Origin of the sequence: Sphingomonas hankookensis, assembly GCF_001619955.1 — a bacterium.
GTDB classification, from domain to species: domain Bacteria; phylum Pseudomonadota; class Alphaproteobacteria; order Sphingomonadales; family Sphingomonadaceae; genus Sphingomonas; species Sphingomonas hankookensis_A.
This window is the reverse complement of sequence record NZ_LQQO01000003.1, coordinates 1-20,660: the sequence shown is the minus strand read 5'-3', so window position 1 is coordinate 20,660 and position 20,660 is coordinate 1. Positions and strand designations below refer to the sequence as shown.

The 20,660-nt window shown below is 65.9% G+C and carries 16 protein-coding genes and 4 pseudogenes; 17 read left to right on the top strand and 3 right to left on the bottom strand.

The window, feature by feature from the left end:
* Positions 1 to 69: 69 nt before the first annotated feature.
* A complete protein-coding gene (locus tag AVT10_RS03360; RefSeq protein ID WP_066688372.1) occupies positions 70 to 1,797 on the bottom strand; it encodes a PHA/PHB synthase family protein in 1,728 nt (575 codons plus the stop codon).
* A gap of 75 nt (positions 1,798 to 1,872) precedes the next feature.
* On the opposite strand from AVT10_RS03360, the gene AVT10_RS03355 reads away from it, so the two are divergent.
* The 4 genes from AVT10_RS03355 to AVT10_RS03340 all read left to right on the top strand — a co-directional run bounded on the left by AVT10_RS03355 (position 1,873) and on the right by AVT10_RS03340 (position 4,604).
* The gene (locus AVT10_RS03355; RefSeq protein WP_066688371.1) at positions 1,873 to 3,084 is read left to right on the top strand and encodes an LL-diaminopimelate aminotransferase; all 1,212 of its coding nucleotides are present in this window, start codon (positions 1,873 to 1,875) and stop codon (positions 3,082 to 3,084) included.
* Positions 3,085 to 3,264: 180 nt separating this feature from the next.
* Positions 3,265 to 3,663 carry an MAPEG family protein gene (locus AVT10_RS03350; RefSeq protein WP_066688369.1) on the top strand — a complete coding sequence of 133 codons (399 nt, stop codon included), beginning with the start codon at positions 3,265 to 3,267 and terminating at the stop codon, positions 3,661 to 3,663.
* A 102-nt stretch (positions 3,664 to 3,765) separates the two neighbouring features.
* Entirely contained in the window at positions 3,766 to 4,029 is a 264-nt protein-coding gene (locus AVT10_RS03345) for a DUF2061 domain-containing protein (protein ID WP_066688367.1), read from the top strand.
* Between the two features lie 95 nt (positions 4,030 to 4,124).
* Complete coding sequence (locus AVT10_RS03340) at positions 4,125 to 4,604, top strand: DUF4142 domain-containing protein (protein ID WP_126015016.1); 480 nt, start codon at positions 4,125 to 4,127, stop codon at positions 4,602 to 4,604.
* A 36-nt stretch (positions 4,605 to 4,640) separates the two neighbouring features.
* On the opposite strand, the gene AVT10_RS03335 is transcribed toward AVT10_RS03340, so the two are convergent.
* On the bottom strand, positions 4,641 to 5,111 hold the full coding sequence (locus AVT10_RS03335; RefSeq protein WP_066688365.1) for a winged helix-turn-helix transcriptional regulator: 471 nt from the start codon (positions 5,109 to 5,111) through the stop codon (positions 4,641 to 4,643).
* A gap of 136 nt (positions 5,112 to 5,247) precedes the next feature.
* Between AVT10_RS03335 and AVT10_RS03330 the strand changes: the two genes are divergently transcribed.
* Together AVT10_RS03330 and AVT10_RS03325 are read left to right on the top strand one after the other, a co-directional pair.
* Positions 5,248 to 5,565: a CC_3452 family protein gene (locus tag AVT10_RS03330; RefSeq protein WP_126015021.1), complete on the top strand. Its 318-nt coding sequence runs from the start codon at positions 5,248 to 5,250 to the stop codon at positions 5,563 to 5,565.
* Between the two features lie 52 nt (positions 5,566 to 5,617).
* Positions 5,618 to 7,708, top strand: coding sequence for a RelA/SpoT family protein (locus AVT10_RS03325; protein WP_066688361.1), 2,091 nt, complete (start codon positions 5,618 to 5,620; stop codon positions 7,706 to 7,708).
* Between the two features lie 145 nt (positions 7,709 to 7,853).
* Here the strand turns inward: AVT10_RS03325 and AVT10_RS03320 are convergent, their stop codons facing one another.
* Complete coding sequence (locus tag AVT10_RS03320; RefSeq protein WP_066688359.1) at positions 7,854 to 9,170, bottom strand: MFS transporter; 1,317 nt, start codon at positions 9,168 to 9,170, stop codon at positions 7,854 to 7,856.
* A gap of 310 nt (positions 9,171 to 9,480) precedes the next feature.
* Between AVT10_RS03320 and AVT10_RS18060 the strand changes: the two genes are divergently transcribed.
* From AVT10_RS18060 to AVT10_RS18055, 11 genes and pseudogenes are all read left to right on the top strand, one after another.
* On the top strand, positions 9,481 to 9,996 hold the full coding sequence (locus AVT10_RS18060) for a hypothetical protein (RefSeq protein ID WP_157092674.1): 516 nt from the start codon (positions 9,481 to 9,483) through the stop codon (positions 9,994 to 9,996).
* A complete protein-coding gene (locus AVT10_RS03315; RefSeq protein ID WP_066688357.1) occupies positions 9,911 to 11,275 on the top strand; it encodes a TolC family protein in 1,365 nt (454 codons plus the stop codon). The genes AVT10_RS18060 and AVT10_RS03315 overlap by 86 nt, the downstream gene beginning before the upstream one ends.
* Positions 11,272 to 12,372 carry an HlyD family secretion protein gene (locus AVT10_RS03310; RefSeq protein WP_198158488.1) on the top strand — a complete coding sequence of 367 codons (1,101 nt, stop codon included), beginning with the start codon at positions 11,272 to 11,274 and terminating at the stop codon, positions 12,370 to 12,372. Before AVT10_RS03315 ends, AVT10_RS03310 begins: the two co-directional genes overlap by 4 nt.
* 40 nt (positions 12,373 to 12,412) lie before the next feature.
* Complete coding sequence (locus AVT10_RS03305) at positions 12,413 to 13,543, top strand: ABC transporter permease (protein WP_066688353.1); 1,131 nt, start codon at positions 12,413 to 12,415, stop codon at positions 13,541 to 13,543.
* Positions 13,540 to 14,652, top strand: a complete 1,113-nt coding sequence (locus tag AVT10_RS03300) for an ABC transporter permease (protein WP_066688351.1) — start codon at positions 13,540 to 13,542, stop codon at positions 14,650 to 14,652. Before AVT10_RS03305 ends, AVT10_RS03300 begins: the two co-directional genes overlap by 4 nt.
* Positions 14,653 to 15,154: 502 nt before the next feature.
* Positions 15,155 to 15,481, top strand: a pseudogene (locus AVT10_RS03295) (recombinase family protein); the annotation flags it as partial.
* Positions 15,482 to 15,541: 60 nt separating this feature from the next.
* Positions 15,542 to 16,749: pseudogene (locus tag AVT10_RS03285) on the top strand (IS3 family transposase).
* Between the two features lie 6 nt (positions 16,750 to 16,755).
* Positions 16,756 to 17,043, top strand: a complete 288-nt coding sequence (locus AVT10_RS03280) for a helix-turn-helix domain-containing protein (RefSeq protein WP_084401278.1) — start codon at positions 16,756 to 16,758, stop codon at positions 17,041 to 17,043.
* Between the two features lie 4 nt (positions 17,044 to 17,047).
* Positions 17,048 to 20,026 carry a Tn3 family transposase gene (locus AVT10_RS03275; RefSeq protein ID WP_066688347.1) on the top strand — a complete coding sequence of 993 codons (2,979 nt, stop codon included), beginning with the start codon at positions 17,048 to 17,050 and terminating at the stop codon, positions 20,024 to 20,026.
* 59 nt (positions 20,027 to 20,085) lie between these two features.
* Positions 20,086 to 20,430: pseudogene (locus AVT10_RS03270) on the top strand (transposase); the annotation flags it as partial.
* A gap of 55 nt (positions 20,431 to 20,485) precedes the next feature.
* Positions 20,486 to 20,660, top strand: a pseudogene (locus AVT10_RS18055) (IS110 family transposase); the annotation flags it as partial.

The window sequence follows — 20,660 nt, the reverse complement described above, 5'->3', positions numbered from 1 at the left end:
AGGCCGGTTTCACTTTCAAGACGCTATTTTGTGCAGCGCAGCATAAAGTTACGCTACAGTATTCGCGCGTTATCGCGTCCGCACATACTCGCCGGGTGCATCGCACAAGGCCGGCATCGCGCCCTCGCCCGGCACCCGCGCGCCGGTGGCCGGAACGGTCGCGCCATCGGCCGCGGCGATCCATGCGCGCCAGTCCGGCCACCAGCTCCCCTTGGTTTCCTTCGCCCCGGCGACGAACGCCTCCAGCGAATCGGCCGCTTCGTCATTGGTCCAGTACTGATATTTCCCGGCCGAGGGCGGGTTGACCACGCCGGCGATATGCCCCGATCCCGCCAGCACGAAGCGCAGCGGACCGGTGAAATGCTCGGTCACCTTCCACACGCTTTCGGCAGGCGCGATATGATCCTCGCGCCCCGCCTGGATATACGCCGGCGTCTTGACGGTGGAGAGGTCGATCGGCACCTCGTCGACCGTCATCGACCCGGCCTGCACCAGCCGGTTGTCGCGATACAGGTCGGTCAGATAGCCCAGATGCCAGTTCGCCGGCAGGTTGGCGACATCGGCATTCCAGTGGAGCAGGTCGAACGGCGCATAATCGTTGCCGAGCAGATAGTTGTTGGTGACGTAGTTCCAGATCAGGTCGCGCCCGCGCAGCAGGTTGAACGTCGCCGCCATGTAGCGCCCGTCGAGATAGCCGTCCTGCCCGACCTGCCGGATCAGTTTCAGCTGTTCGTCGTCGACGAACAGGGAAAGTTCACCGGCTTGCGAAAAGTCGACCTGCGCGGTGAAGAAGGTGGCGGTGGCGACCTTCGCCGCCTCGCCCCGCGCCGCCAGCAGCGCCAGCGTCGCGGCCAGCGTCGTGCCCGCCACGCAATAGCCGATGGTATGGACCGATTCGACGCCCAGCAGATCGCGCACCGTGTCGATCGCGTCGATCTGCCCGCGCACGACATAATCGTCCCACGTCACGTCCTTCATCGACGCATCGGCCGACTTCCACGACACGACGAACACGCTGAGGCCCTGTTCGACCGCCCAGCGGATGAAGCTCTTCTCCGCCGTCAGGTCGAGGATGTAGAAGCGGTTGATCCACGGCGGAAAGATCAGCAGCGGGATCGCACCGACCGTCTCGGTCGTCGGTGCATAGTGGATCAATTCGTAGAGCGCGGTGCGCTTGATGACCTTGCCCGGCGTGGTCGCGACGTTGCGGCCCAGTTCGAACGCGCTGGTATCGCTCTGCGTCATCTGCCCCTTGGCCATGTCGGCCAGCATGTTCTGCAGGCCTTTCAGCAGATTCTCGCCGCGCGTCTCGATGATCTTTTCGACCACGACCGGATTGGTCGCCGGGAAGTTGGTCGGGCTCATCGCGTCGATCAGCCCGCGCGTGGCGAAGCGCAGCTGTTCTTTCTGCTTGGGCTCCACGCCGTCCAGCGCGTCGACGCTTTTCAGCATATGGTCGGCGACCAGGAAATAGCTTTGGCGGATGAAGGCGAACAGCGGGTCGTCATGCCATTGCTTCGCCTTGAACCGTTTGTCGCGGGCGCGTTCGGGCGATTCCTCGACCGGTTCGGCATTGGCCGGGTCGAGGAAGCGTTGCCACAGCTTCATCGTGTCGGCCCAGAAATCGGTCTGCGCCTTCACCATGCCGGTCGGATCGGGGATCGCCGGGGTCCGTTCCAGCAGGTCGATGCCCTGTTCCAGCATCATCTGCTGCGCGCGGCCGAGCATCTGCGTCCAGTGCTGCAGGTCCTCCAAGGACATTGGCGTGGTGGGCGGCATATTCGACTCGGCGGTCATTTTCTTCTCCCAGGGGCGCGCGGGCCTACCCGTTAGTTGCTTCGTAGCGTAAGGGCGATGACGAAAGGAACGAGAATGTCCGACGAATTCTACCGCATGAAGCGCCTGCCCCCCTATGTCATCGCCGAAGTGAACGCGATGCGGGCCGCCGCGCGTGCGGGGGGCGAGGACATTATCGACCTCGGCATGGGCAATCCCGACCTGCCGCCGCCCGACCACGTCATCGAAAAGCTGGTCGAGGTCGCGCGCAAGCCGTCGGCGCATGGTTATTCGCAGTCGCGCGGCATTCCCGGGCTGCGTCGCGCCCAGGCCAATTATTACGGCCGCCGCTTCGGGGTAGACATCGATCCCGAGAGCGAGGTCGTGGTGACGATGGGGTCGAAGGAGGGCCTGGCCAGCCTGGCGACCGCGATCACCGCGCCGGGCGACGTGATCCTCGCGCCCAATCCCAGCTACCCGATCCACATGTTCGGCTTCATCATCGCCGGGGCAACGATCCGCGCGGTGCCGACCACGCCCGACGAACATTATTTCGAAAGCCTCGAACGCGCGATGGCGTTTACGGTGCCCAAGCCCAGCGTGCTGGTGATGGGCTATCCATCGAACCCGACCGCCGAGGTCGTCGACCTCGCCTTCTACGAACGCGTCGTCGCGTTCGCGAAGGAACATGGGCTGTGGGTCATCTCCGACCTCGCCTATAGCGAGCTCTATTATGACGGCTGCCCGACGCCGTCGATCCTGCAGGTAAAGGGCGCGAAGGACGTCGCGATCGAATTCACTTCGCTCAGCAAGACCTATTCGATGGCCGGCTGGCGCATGGGGTTCGGCGTCGGCAACAAGAAGCTGATCGCGGCGATGACGCGGGTGAAGTCGTATCTCGATTACGGCGCCTTCACCCCGATCCAGGCGGCGGCGTGCGCGGCGCTCAACGGGCCGCAGGATATCGTCGAGAAGAACCGCCAGCTGTACCACAAGCGCCGCGACGTGCTGGTCGAAAGCTTCGGCCGGGCCGGGTGGGACATCCCCAGCCCACGCGCATCGATGTTCGCCTGGGCCCCGCTGCCGCCGGCGCTGGCGCATCTCGGGAGCCTCGAATTTTCCAAGCAGCTGCTGACCGAGGCCAAGGTCGCGGTCGCGCCCGGCGTCGGCTATGGCGAGAATGGCGAAGGCTATGTGCGGATCGCCATGGTCGAGAACGAACAACGCCTGCGGCAGGCGGCGCGCAACGTGAAGAAGTATCTGCAGTCGATGGGCGTCAATACGCCGGCGGGGCGCAGCGCGGGGTAACGCCGACCAGAGCACGACGGTACCCCCGCGCAGGCGGGGGTCCAGGGCGAGGAAACGCGACGTCTGTCTGCTTGGCTCTGGATCCCCGCCTGCGCGGGGATACGGTATGGTTGGGTAGGAGGCCGGAACCCCTTCCTGCTTCCCGGCGCTATAGGCAGCTACCAAAACCGGAGCGCGCCGATGACCACCCTGCCCCTCGAACTCACCCTGCTCGGCTGGTCGGTCGTGCTGCTGGTCGTGGCGCTCATGCTGCAGGGGCAGCTGGCGACGCGCGAGCTGGGCGTCAAATGGAACGCCGGTCCGCGCGACGGGGACCAGCATCCCAAGGGCGCACTGGCCGGGCGGGCGCAGCGCGCGCTCGACAATTTCAAGGAAACCTATCCGGCGTTCATCGCACTGGCACTGGCGCTGGCGGTCAGCGGGCGGACCGGGGGGCTGGGCGCGACCGGCGCGCTGCTGTGGTTCGTCGCGCGGATCGTCTATCACCCGCTCTACCTGTTCGGGGTGCCCTATGTCCGCAGCCTGGTATGGGTCGCGTCGATGTTCGGGCTGTTGCTGATGCTGATCCGCCTATTGTGACAAAGTGTTGCTTGCGCGGCCCCATATTTTCCTCGCTACGCACCGCCCAGCCCCTGTCGCACCCATGGCTGCCCCGCATTCCGCGCGGGCGGAGTCGTCGCCATGTTCCTGTTCAAGGGTCTTGAAAGCCATCCGCGCAGTTTCGTGAAGGCGGTGTCGTGGCGCACCGTGGGATCGATCGATACCTTCGTGCTGGGGCTGTTCTTTTCGGGATCGGCCAAGCTGGCGGGTGCGATCGCCGGGACCGAGGTCATCACCAAGATCCTGCTCTTCTATTTCCACGAACGCGCCTGGTCGCTGGTCCGCTGGGGTCATCGCACCGAGGAGGAGGTAGCGGAAGCGCCCGCGCCGGTGGCCGCCGCGTAAAATCATACTGATTCAAATCAGTTACCGCGATTTCCGTGCGACCATTGCCGCACGGATCGCGTTGGGTCGCAACTATTCCCGTTGAGGAGGTTCCGATGGCCCGACCGATGATGATCGCCCTGACCCTGTCCATGCTGGCCGCCGCCCCGGCGCTGGCGCAGACGCCCGCCACCTATGTCGCCAAGGCCGGTGCCAGCGACCTGTACGAGCGCACGTCGAGCCAGCTGGTGCTGCAATCGACCAAGGACGCCAAGATCCGCGACTTCGCGACGATGATGATCCGCGATCACCAGAAGAGCACCGCCGATGTAAAGCGCGCCGCCACCGCCGCGCGTGTCGCCGTGCCCGCGCCGAAGCTGGAGCCGGCCCAGGCGCAGATGGTCGCCGAACTGCGCCGCGCGACCGGTGCTGCGCGCGACCGGCTCTACGTCACCCAGCAGCGGACCGCGCATCAGCAGGCGCTGGCGCTGCACAGCGGCTATGCCCAGAACGGCACTGCCGCGCCGCTGAAGACCGTCGCCGCCGCCACCGCGCCGGTGGTGCAGCATCATATCGAGATGCTGCAAGGCATGTAATCGTGACGACCGGCCGGCGCAATCACCGGCCGGTCGTCAATCGCGCACCACGTCCTCGGGCAGCGACCAGATCAGGTCGCCCTTGCCCAGCACGCGCCCGTCATGGCTGTGCACTGCGACCGGCTGGATCGGACGGCGGTCGCGGGCATCGACCAGCACCGGCGTCGCCGCGACGCCCGTCTCCCACCGCTCGCCCCATTGCCGCAACGCGACCATCGTCGGCAGCAGCGCATAGCCCTTTTCGGTCAGGCGATATTCGATCTTGCGCCGGTCGCTTTCGACCGCACGCCGTTCGAGGATGCCGTGCCCGACCAGCCGCGACAGCCGGTTGGCGAGGATGTTGCGCGCGATGCCCAGCTCCGACTGGAACTCCTCGAAATGCGACAACCCGTTGAACGACCCGCGCAGGATCAGGAACGACCAGCGTTCGCCCATCGCCTCCAGCGCGGCGGGCAGGCTGCAATGGTTGGCCAGTTCGCGCAGCGGTTCTCGAAGGGCGGTCGTCATTCCTGCCGGTCTAGCGCAACCATGGGGGTAAGGGAAATAATGCGTTTTTCGCATCCGCAGCAAAGATAGCCATTTGCAACTTACATCGATGTATATTAGCGCCGGCATAACGAATCACCCGCCGGAGATGCGCGCCATGAAGACCCCCGCTTTGCTGACGTCCGCCCTGCTGTCCGCCGCCGCCCTCACCCTCCCCTTCGCCGCCGCCGCACAGCCGCGCGGCTATAGCGCGGTGCCCGCCACCGCCCCGACGATCGCGGCGATGATGACGCGCAGCACGCCGTGGAAATGCGCCGGCGACCGCTGCGTCACCACCCGGACCGAAGGCAGCCCGCTGACCATGTGCCAGCTCGCCGCAAAGGAACTGGGCACGCTCACCGCCTTCACCGCCAATGGCGAGGCATTCGCCGCCGAACAGCTCGCCAAATGCAACACCCGCGCCAAGAGTGCGTGAGGCGCCGTAAAAACGGTTGCATTCGGTCGTTGCCCCGCCCCATCTAGATTCCATGCTGCGGCAGTATGAATTGGTGGAGCGGGTCAAGGCCTATGACCCGGATGCGAACGAGGCGCTGCTGAACCGCGCCTATGTCTTTTCGATGCACGCGCATGGCAGCCAGAAGCGCGCATCGGGCGACCCTTATTTCAGCCACCCGATCGAGGTGGCCGGCATCCTGACCGACCTGCACCTCGACGACGAGACGATCGCGACCGCGATCCTGCACGACACGGTCGAGGACACCGTCGCCACGCACGAGGAAATCCAGGCCAAGTTCGGCGAGAATGTCGCGCGGCTGGTCGAAGGCGTGACCAAGCTCAGCAAGATCGAGGCGCAGACCGAGAACGAGCGCGCCGCCGAAAACCTGCGCAAGTTCCTGCTAGCGATGTCCGACGACATTCGCGTGCTGCTGGTCAAGCTGGCCGACCGGCTGCACAATATGCGCACGCTCCATCACATATCGAAGCCCGAGAAGCGCAAGCGGATCGCGCGCGAGACGATGGATATCTATGCGCCGCTCGCCGAGCGGATCGGCATGTACGAGTTCATGAACGAAATGCAGACGCTGGCATTTCGCGAGATCGAACCCGAGGCGTATGAATCGATCACCCGCCGCCTCGAACAGCTGGAGGAAGGCGGCGGCGACCGTGTCGCCAAGATCGGCGGCGACCTGAAGGCGATGCTCGACCGCCACGGCATCGCAGCGGAAGTATCGGGCCGGCGCAAGCATCCCTATTCGATCTGGCGCAAGATGTCGGAACGGCACGTCACGCTGGAGCAGCTGTCCGACATCATCGCGTTCCGCGCGATCGTCGACAGCGAGGAGGAATGCTACCGGGCATTGGGCATCATCCATCGCCGCTGGCCGATGGTGCCGGGCCGGTTCAAGGATTATATCTCGACGCCCAAGCGCAACGGCTACCGCTCGCTCCACACCAGTGTGATCCATGCCGAGAATATGCGGATCGAGGTGCAGATCCGCACGCACGAGATGCATGCCCAGGCCGAATTCGGCCTCGCCGCCCACTGGGCCTACAAGCAGGATGCGGTGCGCCCCGATACACAGGTCCGCTGGATTCGCGACCTCGTCGAAATCCTCGACAATGCCGAGAGCCCGGAAGAGCTGCTCGAACATACCCGCATGGCGATGTATGCCGACCGCATCTTCGCCTTCACGCCCAAGGGCGAACTGCACCAGCTGCCCAAGGGCGCCACGCCGATCGACTTCGCCTACGCCGTGCACACCGATCTCGGCGATCAGGCGGTGGGGGCGAAGGTCAATGGCGGCGTCGTGCCGCTTCGCACCGAGCTGAAGAACGGCGACCAGGTGCAGATCCTGCGGTCGAAGGCGCAGCGCCCGCAGGCCAACTGGTTGAACTTCGCCATCACCGGCAAGGCACGTGCCGCCATCCGCCGCTATATCCGCCAGCGCGAACGCGACGAGACGGTGGCGCTCGGCACCAAGCTGTACATCGAACTCATCGCGCGCCTGCCGGTCCCGCCGGGCAGTGACGCGCTGGGCGAGGCGCTCAAGCGGCTGAAGTTGACCGACGAGGCGGCGCTGTACGAAGGGCTGGCGCGCGGCAAGCTGAGCGAGGAAGCGGTGATGGAGGCGGTGATGCCGGGCGTCATCGCCAATCGCCTCGCCGAACCGATCCCAGCCCAGCGCGCGCCGATCGAGATCAAGGGGCTGACCGCAGGGGTCGGCTACGACCTCGCCACCTGCTGCCATCCGGTGCCGGGCGACCGCATCATCGGCGTCCGGCGTGGCGCGGGCCGGTTCGAAGTGCACGAGATCGGTTGCAGCGAGATCGAGGCGATCGACCCGCACCATTGGATCGACCTGACCTGGGGCGACAATGCCGAAGGGGCGACGGCGCGGATCGCGGTCACGCTGAAGAACGAACCCGGCGCGCTCGGCGCGGTCGCGACCGTGATCGGCGGGCACAAGGCGAACATCCTGGGGCTCCGGCTCGACAACCGCGACACCACCTTCCACACCAACACCATTGATGTGGAAGTGCGCGATGCGGCGCACCTGATGAAGCTGCTCGCCGGACTGCGCGCGGCCGATGCGGTGAACAAGGCGGAACGGGTTTAGGGCGACGCCCCCTACCCCGTCCCGGAGCGTACCCCCGCGCAGGCGGGGGTCCAGAGTAACGATCGGCGTCGCCAGCGGCTCTGGACCCCCGCCTGCGCGGGGGTACGGATACTAACCGCCGGCTCGCGACCGGCGGCCTCCCCGATCAATCCTCGGCGATCAGGCTGTCCTTGCGCGTATCGCGCATCCGCAGATACACGATCAGCGAAATGCCGATCATCGCGGTGACGTACCAGTAGAAGCCCTGCTCCCACCCGGCGGCCTTGAACTTCAGCGCGACCCATTCCGCCGTGCCGCCGAAGATGGTGTTGGCCAGCGCATAGGGCAGCGCGACGCCCAGCGCGCGGATATGCGCCGGGAACATCTCCGCCTTCACCACCGCGTTGATCGAGGTGTAGCCGGTGACGATGATCAGCGCCGCCATCACCAGCAGCCCGGCGGTGAACATGTCGGTCGTCCGCTCCAGCGTCGCGAAGATCGGATAGGTGAACAATACGCCGGCAATGCCGAAGGCGATCATCAGCGGCTTGCGCCCGATCCTGTCGCTCAGCGCCCCCGCCACCGGTTGCAGCAGCATGAAGATGAACAGCGTGACCGCGTTGATCTGCGTCGCCGCTTCCTTCGAGAAGCCCGAGGTGTTGACCAGGAACTTCTGCATGTAGATCGAATAGGCGTAGAAGGCGAGCGTACCGCCGGCGGTCAGCAGCATGACCAAAGCGGTTTCCTTCGGATGGTGGCGCAGCAGCGTCAGGAACCCCGACTTGGGCGCGTCGGACGCCTTGACGTTCTTGAAACTCTGCGTCTCGGCGAGGCCACGGCGCAGGCGGAAGACGACCACGGCCAGCACCGCGCCGATCACGAACGGGATGCGCCAGCCCCATTCCTCCAGCGCCGGCTTGCTCATGACGTTCTGGAGGAGCAGCAGCAGCAGGATCGCGAGCAGCTGGCCCGAGATCAGCGTGACATATTGGAACGACGAGAAGAAGCCGCGCCGATCCTTGCCGGCCATTTCCGAAAGATAGGTCGCGCTGGCGCCATATTCGCCGCCGACCGACAGGCCCTGCATCAGCCGCGCGAGCACCAGCAGCGCGGGCGCCGCGACGCCGATGGTTTCATAGCCCGGCGTCAACGCGATGATCAGCGACCCCGCACACATCAGCGTCACCGACAGCGTCAGCCCCGACTTGCGGCCGTGCCGGTCGGAATAGACGCCCATGACCCACGCGCCGATCGGCCGCATGACGAACCCGACCGCGAACACCGCCGCCGTGCTCAGCAGCTGGGCGGTCTGGTCGGTGCCGGGAAAGAAATGCGGGGCGAAATACAGGGTGAAGGCGGCATAGACATACCAGTCGAACCATTCGACCAGATTGCCGGTCGACCCGCCGATGATCGATTTCAGGCGCGCATTGGTCGATGTCGTCGCGTCCTGCGCGAGATGCGGCGTGGGTGGGGTCGCCATATCGTCTCCCATTATCCTGTGATGATGCCGTCAAGGGGATCGATCACGCGATAGCGGTGCCGCGCGCGGCGTACCAGCGTCGATCCGGATGAGCGACGCGACGTCGGGAACAGGCGGTTTTCGAAAACGGGGCAGCGACGCCGACGGGGAACCCCGTCGCGGCCAATGCAAGCGCGGTATCGTCGCAACGCCACTGGCGCGCCCGACATAACGAAGGTGGGCACTCAGATCATTGGGAAATTGTGGTGCCAAAGGCGACTTAACGGTGTTTCTACCGGATATCGTTCGATGGCGACCTAATGATCACACATTGAAATACATTGCTGTGTTCCGAATCCAAGATGGCCGATTTTGGGACTTACCCGCCATTCAAAAGCGCACGAAGAACGGCGGCTTTCGGCAGGAGCGGACGATCGATAATTTGCCGATGTCATCCCCCGAAACAAGCAAGATCTGGTCGATTGCTGTCCAGAAGCACGCGGCAGAACAACGTGAGAAGCTGATGTCTATCTTTCAATTTTCATTCAGAAATGCGCCTCTCATCCAAGTCGAGTTTCACCCCAATCCATTTTCAAAAGAGAAGGAACGGACTGAATCCGGGATAATGCCCTCGGCGCGCATCAGAATGAACCGATCATTCAGCTTCCTACCAGTCGTGCGGAGCGTACCACATGCGAAATCACTCTTTACACGGATAAAAATCGGCATCAATCCGGCCGGCGTAGCTGGAGATACTGCCGATGCGTTTTTTGCCATGGTCGATGCTCTGCATTGTGGCTTTCGCCTCACCGGCGTTTACGCAGGACGTGCTGCCGCTTCCGCTTGATTATGGTGCTGCGCAAGAGCGGCTGCTCCACCGATCCGACGCGATCGAGGCTTCTGCCGCGAACATACGCAGCAAGGAAGCACAGGAAGGAGCGACCCGGACGCTCGGCCGCCCCGATATCGATATCGAGGCGCAACTGCTGGAATATCAAAAGACGCTCTATCTGCCTCTCGGCTCGCTGGCACCTGTGGCGGAAGCCTTCGGCATCCCCGATCCGCTGAAGTTCAGGCAGGAACGCACCAGTACACGGCCGATCGTCACGGCCACGTTGCCAATCTACGCCGGCGGGCAGATCAGTGGCACGCAGGCCGGCGCACGCGCCCAGGTCGCGCAGGCAAAGGCGGATCGGGACATTGCGATCGACGATGCGCTCGTCCAGCTTGTCCGGGCCTATTACGGGCAACAGCTTGCCGAACGAGCGCTTGGCATCCGCCGCGATGTGCTCGATGGCCTCGAGCGGCACGTTGCCGACGCGGTGAAGCTCGAACAGGCACGCTTCATCAGTCGCGCGCAACGCTTGCAGGCGGAGGTCGCGCGCGACGACGCGGCGCGCGACTATGCACAGGCGATTTCCGATCTTGCCACCGCCAATGCCGCGCTCGCCGGGATACTGCGCGCGCCGGCGGGGGTGCGCCCAATCAGTCCGCTCGGGGTCGATTCGCGGCCACTCGCGCCGCTCGCCACGTTCAAGGCCGCCGCGCTGGACACACATCCCCAGCTCGCCCGGTTGCGGGCGCTGGAGGACCAGGCGGAGGCCGGCGTGAAGATCCAGCAATCAAAGCTCCGGCCAACCATCTACGGCTTTGGGCAATATAATTTCGACCGACGCAATTCACTGCTCACGGATCCCGATTGGTCGATCGGCGTCGGCTTGAAATACAAGCTCATCTCCGGCGCGGGCCGGCAGCAGCAGGTGGAGGCCGCGCGCGCGACAGTGGAGCAGGCCGACGCCGGGCTGCGCGAGGCGCGCACCCAGCTCGATATCGGCGTGACCAAGGCGTGGAATGACGTGGAGGCGGCGCGTAAACGGTTCCTGCTCCTCGACAGTGCGCTGGTCTCGGCGGACGAGAATGTGCGTCTCCAGACCCTATCCTATCGCGAGCAACAAGCGACGTCGCTCGACGTGGTCGACGCGCAACTCGGGCGCGGCCGGGCCCGCATTCAGCGCGCACAGGCGGCGAATGACTATGTGCAAGCGCTCGCCCGGCTACTCAGCATGAGCGGGCAGGTCGACCGGATGCCGGAATATCTCTCGCGGGCCGACAAGGTGATCCCATGACCGAACCCACGCAAGACGACGCGCCCCCGCCTGTCGAGGCCCCCGTGCCCGCCGCCATTCCCGCCGACGCACCCGCACCATCCGACGCGCCAGCACCCGCTGCCCCGCCCGCGCCCACCACGCACGGTCGGCCGATGGTGATCATCGCGGCGATTATCGTGACGGCACTGCTCGCGCTTGGTTTGTGGCTCAGCTACCGCCCCGCGCCCGATCAGCTTCAGGGCATGGTCGATGCGCGCGCACTTCGGATCAGTAGCAAGGTGACCGGGCGGATCGCCGCCTTCCATGTCGAGGAGGGCCAGCCGGTGAAGGCAGGGCAATTGCTCTACACAATCGCCAGCCCCGAAGTTGCCGCCAAGTCCGAACAAGCGGGCGGCGCGCTCGTGGCGGCGCAGGCGGTGGAAAGCAAGGCGGACGAAGGTGCGCGGCCAGAAGATATCCGCGCGGCGGAGGCACAGTGGCGCCGCGCAAAGGCCGCCGCCGAGCTCGCCCAGACCACCTATGCACGCACCCAGCAGCTCTATGAACAGGGTGTGCTCGCCGGTCAGAAAGCGGACGAGGCCCGCACCAATGCCGTCGCCTCCGCCGAACAGGCCAAGGCGGCACGAGCGCAATATGATCTCGCGCTGGCCGGCGCGCGACCGCAGGACAAAAAGGCAGCGAGCGGCCAGGTGCAACAAGCGCGCGGCGCGGTGGCGGAAGTGCAGGCGGCGGCCGACGAAACCCGCGTCATCGCGCCGGCGGATGGCGAAATCGGTAAGCGGCTCGCCCAGCCCGGTGAACTGGTGCCGCAGGGTTTTCCGGTGTTCACGCTCACCGATACCGCTCATCCATGGGTGACGCTGAACGTGCGCGAGGATCAGCTCCACGGCCTCGCCCGCGGCAAAGAACTGAGCGGCACAATCCCCGCGCTTGGCGATCTGCGCGCGCGCTTCCGCGTGATCTATACGGCACCGGCTGGCGACTTTGCGACCTGGCGGGCAACGCGGCAATCGAGCGGCTTCGATATCAAGAGCTTTGAGGTTCGCGTTATGCCCATCGCGCCAATCGTGGCGCTGCGGCCGGGCATGACCGTGCTGTTCGACTGGCCGGCATAACAGGGTGAGAAACGCCTTCGGCAGCGCGCTTCGCCGGGAAATGCGTTTCCTCGCCACCAGTTTCTGGGACCGTGCGCTGGTGATCTGGGTGCCATTGCTGCTGATGGCGGTGGTGGCGATCCAGTTTTCCGCGGGCGTGATGCGCGACCTGCCGATTGCGGTGGTCGATCTGGACGGCACCGCCGTCGCGCGTGAACTGACCCGCCGGCTCGATGCGGCGCCGGGGCTGCGTGTCGTGGCGCAGGTGCCAGATATGCAGGCGGCCGAACGGATCGTACGCTCCAACCGCGCCTATGCAGTCGTGCTGATCCCGGCGGATACCGAGCGAGCGGTGCTGCGCGGGACGACCGGCAGCATCACCACCTTTTACAACGCCAGTTATTCGACCGCTTCGGGGGCAGCCCTGCGCGAGATTGGCGCGGTCGTGCAGGCCTATGCCGCAACGCTCGGCACCGAGCAGGCCGCCGCTCTCGCCGGGCCTGGCCAGGTGCGCCGGCCGCCGGTTGCCGCGCAGAGCACCATCCTGTTCAATCCGCAGAGCAGCTACGAACTGCAACTCGTGGCGCTGATCCACCCCGCGCTGCTGCACCTGATCTTCATGGTTGCCGTCGCGAGCGCACTGGGCCGCGAGTTGCGCGACGGCACGATCGGCGCATGGATCGGCGGAGAGGATCGGCGGAGGGCGATCGCCGCAGTGGCGGGCAAGTTGACGCCATATCTGGCAATTTTCACCGGCTGGGGATTGCTGGCCACCGGCTATCTCGCCGGGCTGCGCGGCTGGCCGGTCGCGGGCAGCGTGATTCTGCTGCTCATCGGCTATGTCGCCATGTACCTCGCCTATATCGGCGTGACCTTGCTGATCGTCGGCCTCACCTTGTCGATGGGCAGGACGTTATCGATCGCCGGGCTTTACGCGGGCGCCTCCTTCGCCTTTGCGGGCGCGATTTTCCCGATCGAATCCGCCTCCAGCTTCGCCCGGATCTGGAGTGCGCTCCTGCCCTATTCGGCATTCGCCAAGCTGCTGTCGGAACAATGGATTATGGGCGCGCCCGCGATGAAATCTGCCGGGCAGCTGCTCGCTATGCTCGCCTTCCTGATCGTCGGGACAGGCATCGGGCTGCCGCTTTACCTGGCGGCTGCACGCCGACCGCAAGCCTGGGGGCGACGATGATCGGCCGCGCCTTCCTCGCCACCTTCCGCGCAATCCTGGCCGACAGCTCGGCGCTAATGCTGCTGATCGGGTCGTGCCTTCTTTATTCCTTCTTCTACCCCACCGCTTATTCCGGCGAGGTGCCGGTGCGGATGCCGGTGGCGGTGGTCAATCTGGATCATAGCGCCACCAGCCGATCGCTGGAGACCCGGCTCGGCGCGTTGCAACAGGCGGAAGTGGTCGCGCGGCTCCCGTCCCCCGCCGTCGCGCTACGCTGGCTGGAAGAACGGCGGGTGAGCGCGATCGTGGTGATTCCGCAAGGCTTTGAACAGCGCATCCTGTCCGGCGGTCAAGGGACCGTCGCGCTCTATGGCAACGGCGCCTATCTGCTGCGCAGTTCGACCGCGCTTGCCGGCATTGGTGCGGCATTGGGAGAGATCGGACGCGATGCTGCGGTTGCCCAGGCGATGGCCAGCGGGGCGCCGGCCGCCGCCCCGCTGGCGATGATCCAGCGCCCCTTGTTCAACACCCGCGAGGGCTACGGCAGCACGATCTTTCCCGGTGTCGCCTTTCTCATCATCCAGCAGACCTTGTTGATGGGGCTCACCGTGCTTGCCGCAACGATGCGAGAGCGCCAGGGAACGCTCAGCTTCGCGCCACGCACCCTGCTCGGCATCGCGCTGGCCTTTCTCGTCATCGGGTGCGCGGACATCGCCTATTTCACTGGTTTCGTCTTCTGGTTTCAGGATTATCCGCGCGGGGCTGCCGATCCGCTGACGCTGGTCGTGTCCGCAACGCTGTTCATATCCGCGACGGTCGCCGGCGCGTTGGCGCTCGCCAGCTTTTTCCGCACGCGTGAGCGCCCCATCCAGTTGTGGATCGTCACCTCGGTCCCGATCTTCTTCCTGTCCGGTCTGTCCTGGCCAAGCGAGGCGACGCCGCACTGGCTATCGCTGTTGGCGCGCCTCCTGCCGACGACGCCGGGAATCAAACTGATGGTTGGCGTCAACCAGATGGGCGCAACGCTGGTCGAGCAGCGAGGTGCGTTGATCAATCTCGCGCTGCTAACCATTTTTTACGGTGCGATCGCGGTATCGCGCTATCGCCTGCGGCCTTGCGGAGCGCCATAGCCCGCCGACTGAACATGCCCCCTGTTTGGTAGCGAGCCATTCACATCTCACGGCCGATTTTAAACTTTACGGGCGGACGAGGGACGCTCTGCCGCTGTCGTCTCACGGCCTCTTACCCCTTCGTCTTGGGATCTGACGATCGCTCAGTGACTTGGCTCCAGCCGCGAGCGCGTAATTCCACCTCCTGAATGAATAACTGGTTTCGAGATCATGCCTTCAGAAATTGAAGGACACCGATCGGGCGCTCCGCGACTCTGCGGTTGAACGAAACCCGAACGGCCATTTTTGGCAGGAGCGGTCATTCCCCGAGCGTCGGAGAACGACTTGAGTTGGTCGACTGCTGCCAGTAGCTCTTAAGTTGCATTCTGTCGTCAATCACATGTTTGCCGACACCCTGGCCGACCACCTCGGCTCGGCCTATCGCGAACCGGCCTTTTCTGCGCGACAAACCCTGTCGCAATGCTAAGCTGCACGGGAACTCTGGATTCGAGGTTTTCCGCACATGCTGGTTGGCTACATGCGCGTGTCTTCGGCCGATGACCGCCAGTCGGTCGGTCTTCAGCGCGACGCGCTCGTCGCGGCCGGGGTCGACGAGCGGCACCTTCACACTGACAAGGCATCCGGCGCGCGCGACGACCGGCCGGGGCTGAAGGCCTGCCTTGAATACCTGAAGGCCGGCGACATGCTGGTGGTGTGGAAGCTGGACCGGCTCGGCCGGTCTTTGCCGCACCTGCTCGGCATCGTCACCGACCTGAAGGCGCGCGGCGTCGCGTTCCGGTCGCTGACCGAGCAGATGGACACGACCACTCCGCACGGCGAGCTGCTGTTCTGATCATCCCTCGGTTTGACGGACACCGATGATAGGCTCTGCGGAGCCAGGAGGTGTATGATGGCGAGTACGACGAAGCGTCGGTTCACGGATGAGTTCAAGCGCGAGGCGGTGGCGCTTTGGGAGACGAGCGGCCGGCTGCAGACCGAGGTGGCAGCCGAGTTGGGGATCATGCCGACGATGCTGCGTCGCTGGCAGCGCAAGCAGCAGGAGATCGGCCCCCCGCCGGCAAGCCCGGCGGGAAAACCGCCAGTATCGACGATGGCATCGCCAGCGGATCAGGCGTCGGAGATCGCGCGGTTACGCCGTGAGTTGGACCGGACGCGGATGGAGCGCGACATCCTAAAAAAAGCCGTCGGCATCCTCTCGGCTTCGCTCGAGACAGGCTTTGCGGAGATGCCGCGGTGAAGTTCGCTTTCATCGAGCAGCATGCGTCCACCTGGCCGGTGAACGTCATGTGCCGCATGCTCGGCGTGTCGCGCAGCGGCTATTACGACTGGCGCGGTCGGGCGCCGAGCACGCGGACGACGGCGAACCTGGCGCTGCTCGGCGACGTGCGTCGGCTCCAGGCACGGCATCAGGGGCGATACGGATCACCCAGGATGCATGCCGCCCTGCGGGCGGAAGGTCATCGATGCAGCCGTGGCCGCGTCGAGCGGCTGATGCGCCGACACCGCATCCGTGCGCTGGCCGGTCGCCGGTTCCGGCCGTGCACGACGGACAGCCGCCACTATCTGCCGATCGCGCCGAACCTGTTGGCGCAGAACTTTGTAGCGACCGCGCCGAATACGATCTGGCTTGCCGATATCACGTACATCGCGACCGGCGAAGGCTGGTTGTATCTGGCCGCGGTGCTCGATCTGGCGACCCGCAAGATCGTCGGGTGGGCCATGCGCGACCATATGCGAACCGAATTGCCGCTCGCCGCGCTGATGATGGCGACCCAGCGGCAGCGACCAACGGGCGGTCTCATCTGTCACTCGGATCGCGGATCGCAATACGCGGCCGGAGCCTATGTCGACTATCTGGCGACGATTGGCGCAGTGCCCTCGATGAGCCGCACCGGCAATTGCTATGACAATGCCCCGATGGAGAGCTTCTTCCACACCCTCAAAGTCGAACTGGTCCATCAATGCCGGTGGGCGACCCGGATCGAAGCGCGACAGGCGCTGTTCGGATATATCGAGGGATACTATAATCGACACCGCATGCACTCGGCCCTCGGGTATCTAACCCCCGAACAAGCCGAGCAGCGGGTAACCGGCTAATCCAGCGTGTCCGCTGAACCGGGGGAAGATCAGTTCTCCATCTTCGGCGCGCTCGCGCAGTATGAGCGTGCTCTAACCCGCGAGCGCGTCATCGCCGGGCTAGCAGCCGCGAAGCGTCGCGGGCGGCAAGGCGGGCGGCCGCCCACGATCGATCCCGAGCAGATCGAGCAGATCAGGGCCGCGCTCGATAGCGGTGCCAGCAAAGCATCGGTCTGCCGCTCCTTCAAGGTGGCTCGGTCGACCCTGCTCGACACACTGGAACGGGTGGGCTGGACCGCCTCAGCCAAGGCCTGATCCAGTGCCGCATCGCGCTGTTCTCACCGAGGGGCAGCGCGACGCGCTACTCGCTCTCCCCGACACTGAACTCGACCTGGTCCGGCACTGGACGCTGAGCGCCGACGATCTGCGCGTCATCGTCAGCAGGCGGCGTCCGCACAACCGGCTCGGCTTCGCCGTCCAGCTCTGCGCGCTCCGTTATCCCGGCCGGCTGCTCCGGCCGGGGGAGCTGATCCCAAACGCGCCGCTCGCGTTCGTCGCCGACCAGCTCGACGTCGATCCGGAGGCGCTCGCCGGCTATGCGTCGCGCGGGCCGACCCGCTACGAGCACCTCGACACGCTGCGCGACGTGTTCGGGTTCCGGCAGCTCAGCCGTCCGGCAAGGGCGGAGCTGCAAGCATGGCTGCTGCCGGCCGCACTCGCCACGACGGGCGGCGCCGAGCTCGCGCGCATGCTCCTGGACGAGTTCCGCAGGCGACAGATCATCGTGCCCGGGATCACGCTGGTCGAGCGCATGGTGGCCCGGGCGCTGCTCGACGCCGAACGCCACGTCGCCGAGCTGCTTACCCGAAAACTCACCGCAGAGCAGCGCGACGGGCTGGAAGGACTGCTCGTGCCCCACGCAACGGCGAGGACAAGCGTACTCGCCTGGGTGCGACAGCCGCCTGGGCGACCGGGCCGGCGCGCGTTCTCGGCTATCCTCGATCGGCTCGCCGCCTTACGCGTGCTCCGGCTCAACCCAGCACTGACCGACGCCGTGCATCCCGAGCGCCTGCGGCGGCTCACGGGCGAGGGCGCGCGGCTCACCGCCCAGCACCTCGCCACCTTAAACCCCTCTCGACGTCGTGCGGTGCTGGTCGCGACCGCGCTGGAGACGCAGGTCACGCTGACCGACGACGCGGTTCTCATGTTCGAGCGGCTGTTCGGCCAAATGTTCCGCCGCGTCGAACGGCGCGAGGAAGCCGCGCTGAAGCGCGACCGGCGCAACATCACGGCCAAGATCAGGCTGCTCGCGCGGTTGAGCGACGCGCTCCTTGCCGCGCGGAGCAACGGCGACGACCCGCTCGCCGCGGTCGAGCGCGTCATTGGTTGGGACGAGCTCGGCTCTGAGGTGGAGGAGGCGAAGCGCCTGGTCCGGCCCGACCCGCTCGACCCTGTCGAGCTCGCCCGGTCCAACTTCCCCATCCTGCGCCAGATCGGCCCCGCGTTCGTGCAAGCCTTCACGTTCGGGGCGGTGCCGGCCTGCTTGGCGCTCGCGCGCGGTGTTGAGATTGTGCGACTGCTCGGAACCGGTCGCCTGCGCAAGCTCCCGGCCGATGCGCCCGTCGGCTTCATTCGCCAGACCTGGCGACGTCGCATCGGTCGGGATGGCATGGACCGGCGCACCTACGAGTTCTGCGTGCTGGCCGAGCTGCGCGACCGGCTGCGCGCGGGCGACATGTGGGTGGAAGGAAGCCGCCGCTATCGCGCGGTCGCGCAGCAGCTCATCCCCGCGCCCGTGTTCGCCGCGATGCGGGAGGCGGGACCACTGCCGGTGCCGTTGCCGGGATCCGCGGCCGAGTGGCTGGCCGGGAAGCGCGAGGTCCTCGCCCGCCGTCTGGGCGAGGTGGCGACTAAGGTCGGTGCCGACGCGCTCGAGGACGTGTCGCTACGGGCAGGGCGGCTGCGCATTTCGCCGCTGAAGGCGAGCACGCCCGACGAAGCGGAAGGCGCGCTCGCGCCTTTGTACGCGCACCTGCCGCCGATCCGCGTGACCGACCTCCTCGCCGACGTCGACCGCTGGACGGGGTTCACCGGCTGCTTCACGCACCTGACCACGCGTCGCACTCACGACGACCCGCGCGCGGTGCTCACCGCGGTGCTGGCCGACGCGACCAACCTCGGCCACGCGCGCATGGCGGAAGCGTGCGACCTGGTCAGCCAGCGCCAGCTCGGCTGGTTGTCGTCCTGGCACCTGCGCGAGGAGACCTACGGCACGGCGCTCGCCCGGCTGGTGAACGCGCAGCACCGGATGCCGCTCGCGGCCCTGTTCGGGTCGGGCGCGTCGTCGAGCTCGGACGGGCAGCACTTCCCGCTCAACCGTCGCGCCCAGGCGACCGGGGCCGTCAACCCGCACAAGGGCTCGGAGCCGGCCGCCTCGTTCTACACGCACGTGTCCGACCGCTACGCGCCTTTCCACTCCAAGGTGATCTCGGCCGGTGCCGGCGAGGCCGCCCATGTGCTCGACGGCCTGCTCCACCACGGGGCCGACCTCAGCATCGAGCGGCACCACACGGACGGCGGCGGGGTGTCGGACCACGTCTTCGCGATGTGTCACGGGATGGGCTTCCTGTTCGCGCCGAGGATCCCGAACCTGTCTGCCAGACGGCTCCACTTGTTTAAGGGCCTCGACCCCGGACCGGACATCGCGCCGCTCGTCGGCGAGGCGATCGACGAAGAGCTGATCACGGCCCACTGGACGGACGTGCTCCGTCTCATGACCTCGGTCCGCACGGGCGCCACCAGCGCGTCTGCCATGCTGGAGCGGCTCGGCTCCTACCCGCGCGCGAACGGCTTGGCGCTCGCGCTGCGGGAGATCGGGCGCATGGAGCGCACGCTGTTCACGCTCGACTGGATCGAGCACCCCGACGAGCGGCGTCGCGCTACCCGCGAGCTGAACAAGGGCGAGGCGGAGAACGCGCTCAAGCGGGCGATCTTCTTCCATCGCGCAGGTCGGTTGCGCGACCACGGCCTTCAGGCGCAGAGCCATCGCGCGAGCGCCCTCAACCTCGTCGCAGGCGCGATCGTGCTGTGGAACACGACCTACCTTGAAGCCGCCATGCGGCACCTCAAACGCCAGGGTCGCCCCGTGCCGATCGACATGCTGGCCCACCTCTCGCCGCTCGGCTGGCAGCACATCAACCTCACCGGCGACTATCTCTGGACCGAGCCCGCCACCAAACCGGGGCAGCTCCGGCCGTTACGCTCGATGCTCAGCCCGCCGCTGTCCCGAGCCGCTTAGGGTCAGGACCCATTGATGTGAGCGTCACGATCTGATTCAGGCTCCGCGAGGAGACCGGAATGAGTGACCTGTTTTGGCTGACGGATGAGCAGATTGAGCGGCTGCGGCCGTTCTTTCCCAAGAGCCACGGCCGGCCGCGGGTGGACGACCGACGGGTTCTGAGCGGCATCGTCTTCGTCAACCGCAATGGGCTGCGCTGGCGAGATGCGCCCAGCGCCTATGGGCCACACAAGACGCTCTACAACCGGTGGAAGCGCTGGGGTGAGGCAGGCGTGTTCACGCGGATGATGGAAGGGCTGGCGGCGGCAGGCGCCGAGCCGAAGACGGTTATGATCGACGCCACCTACCTGAAGGCGCACCGCACGGCATCGAGCCTGCGGGTAAAAAGATCCCATGGGCGCGGGCTGGCGCCGGTTGAGGCAGACTGACCTTCCCGCTTTGTCGTGAAGGAGGTTGCCCGTGCCCGTGTCCGTCTCATGCCATGCCGCCGTCAGCACGCAGCTGAACGCAATCTTCGTGTCGCTGGAGCTGAGCCGCTCCACCTGGCTGGTGACGTCGCTGTCGCCGGGTCGCGGCGAGCGGATCTCGCGGCATCAGGTGAAGGGCAGCGACGTGCCGGCACTCCTGGAGCGGT

What these genes read in the sequence shown, in the direction of transcription:
- AVT10_RS03350 (WP_066688369.1), top strand. Translation starts at nt 3,265, where the DNA reads ATGACCACCCTGCCCCTCGAACTCACCCTGCTCGGCTGGTCGGTCGTG.
- AVT10_RS03330 (WP_126015021.1), top strand. Translation starts at nt 5,248, where the DNA reads ATGAAGACCCCCGCTTTGCTGACGTCCGCCCTGCTGTCCGCCGCCGCC.
- AVT10_RS03300 (WP_066688351.1), top strand. Translation starts at nt 13,540, where the DNA reads ATGATCGGCCGCGCCTTCCTCGCCACCTTCCGCGCAATCCTGGCCGAC.
- AVT10_RS03345 (WP_066688367.1), top strand. Translation starts at nt 3,766, where the DNA reads ATGTTCCTGTTCAAGGGTCTTGAAAGCCATCCGCGCAGTTTCGTGAAG.
- AVT10_RS03340 (WP_126015016.1), top strand. Translation starts at nt 4,125, where the DNA reads ATGGCCCGACCGATGATGATCGCCCTGACCCTGTCCATGCTGGCCGCC.
- AVT10_RS03360 (WP_066688372.1), bottom strand. Translation starts at nt 1,797, where the DNA reads ATGACCGCCGAGTCGAATATGCCGCCCACCACGCCAATGTCCTTGGAG.
- AVT10_RS03315 (WP_066688357.1), top strand. Translation starts at nt 9,911, where the DNA reads ATGCGTTTTTTGCCATGGTCGATGCTCTGCATTGTGGCTTTCGCCTCA.
- AVT10_RS03355 (WP_066688371.1), top strand. Translation starts at nt 1,873, where the DNA reads ATGTCCGACGAATTCTACCGCATGAAGCGCCTGCCCCCCTATGTCATC.
- AVT10_RS03325 (WP_066688361.1), top strand. Translation starts at nt 5,618, where the DNA reads ATGCTGCGGCAGTATGAATTGGTGGAGCGGGTCAAGGCCTATGACCCG.
- AVT10_RS03305 (WP_066688353.1), top strand. Translation starts at nt 12,413, where the DNA reads ATGCGTTTCCTCGCCACCAGTTTCTGGGACCGTGCGCTGGTGATCTGG.
- AVT10_RS03310 (WP_198158488.1), top strand. Translation starts at nt 11,272, where the DNA reads ATGACCGAACCCACGCAAGACGACGCGCCCCCGCCTGTCGAGGCCCCC.
- AVT10_RS03335 (WP_066688365.1), bottom strand. Translation starts at nt 5,111, where the DNA reads ATGACGACCGCCCTTCGAGAACCGCTGCGCGAACTGGCCAACCATTGC.
- AVT10_RS03320 (WP_066688359.1), bottom strand. Translation starts at nt 9,170, where the DNA reads ATGGCGACCCCACCCACGCCGCATCTCGCGCAGGACGCGACGACATCG.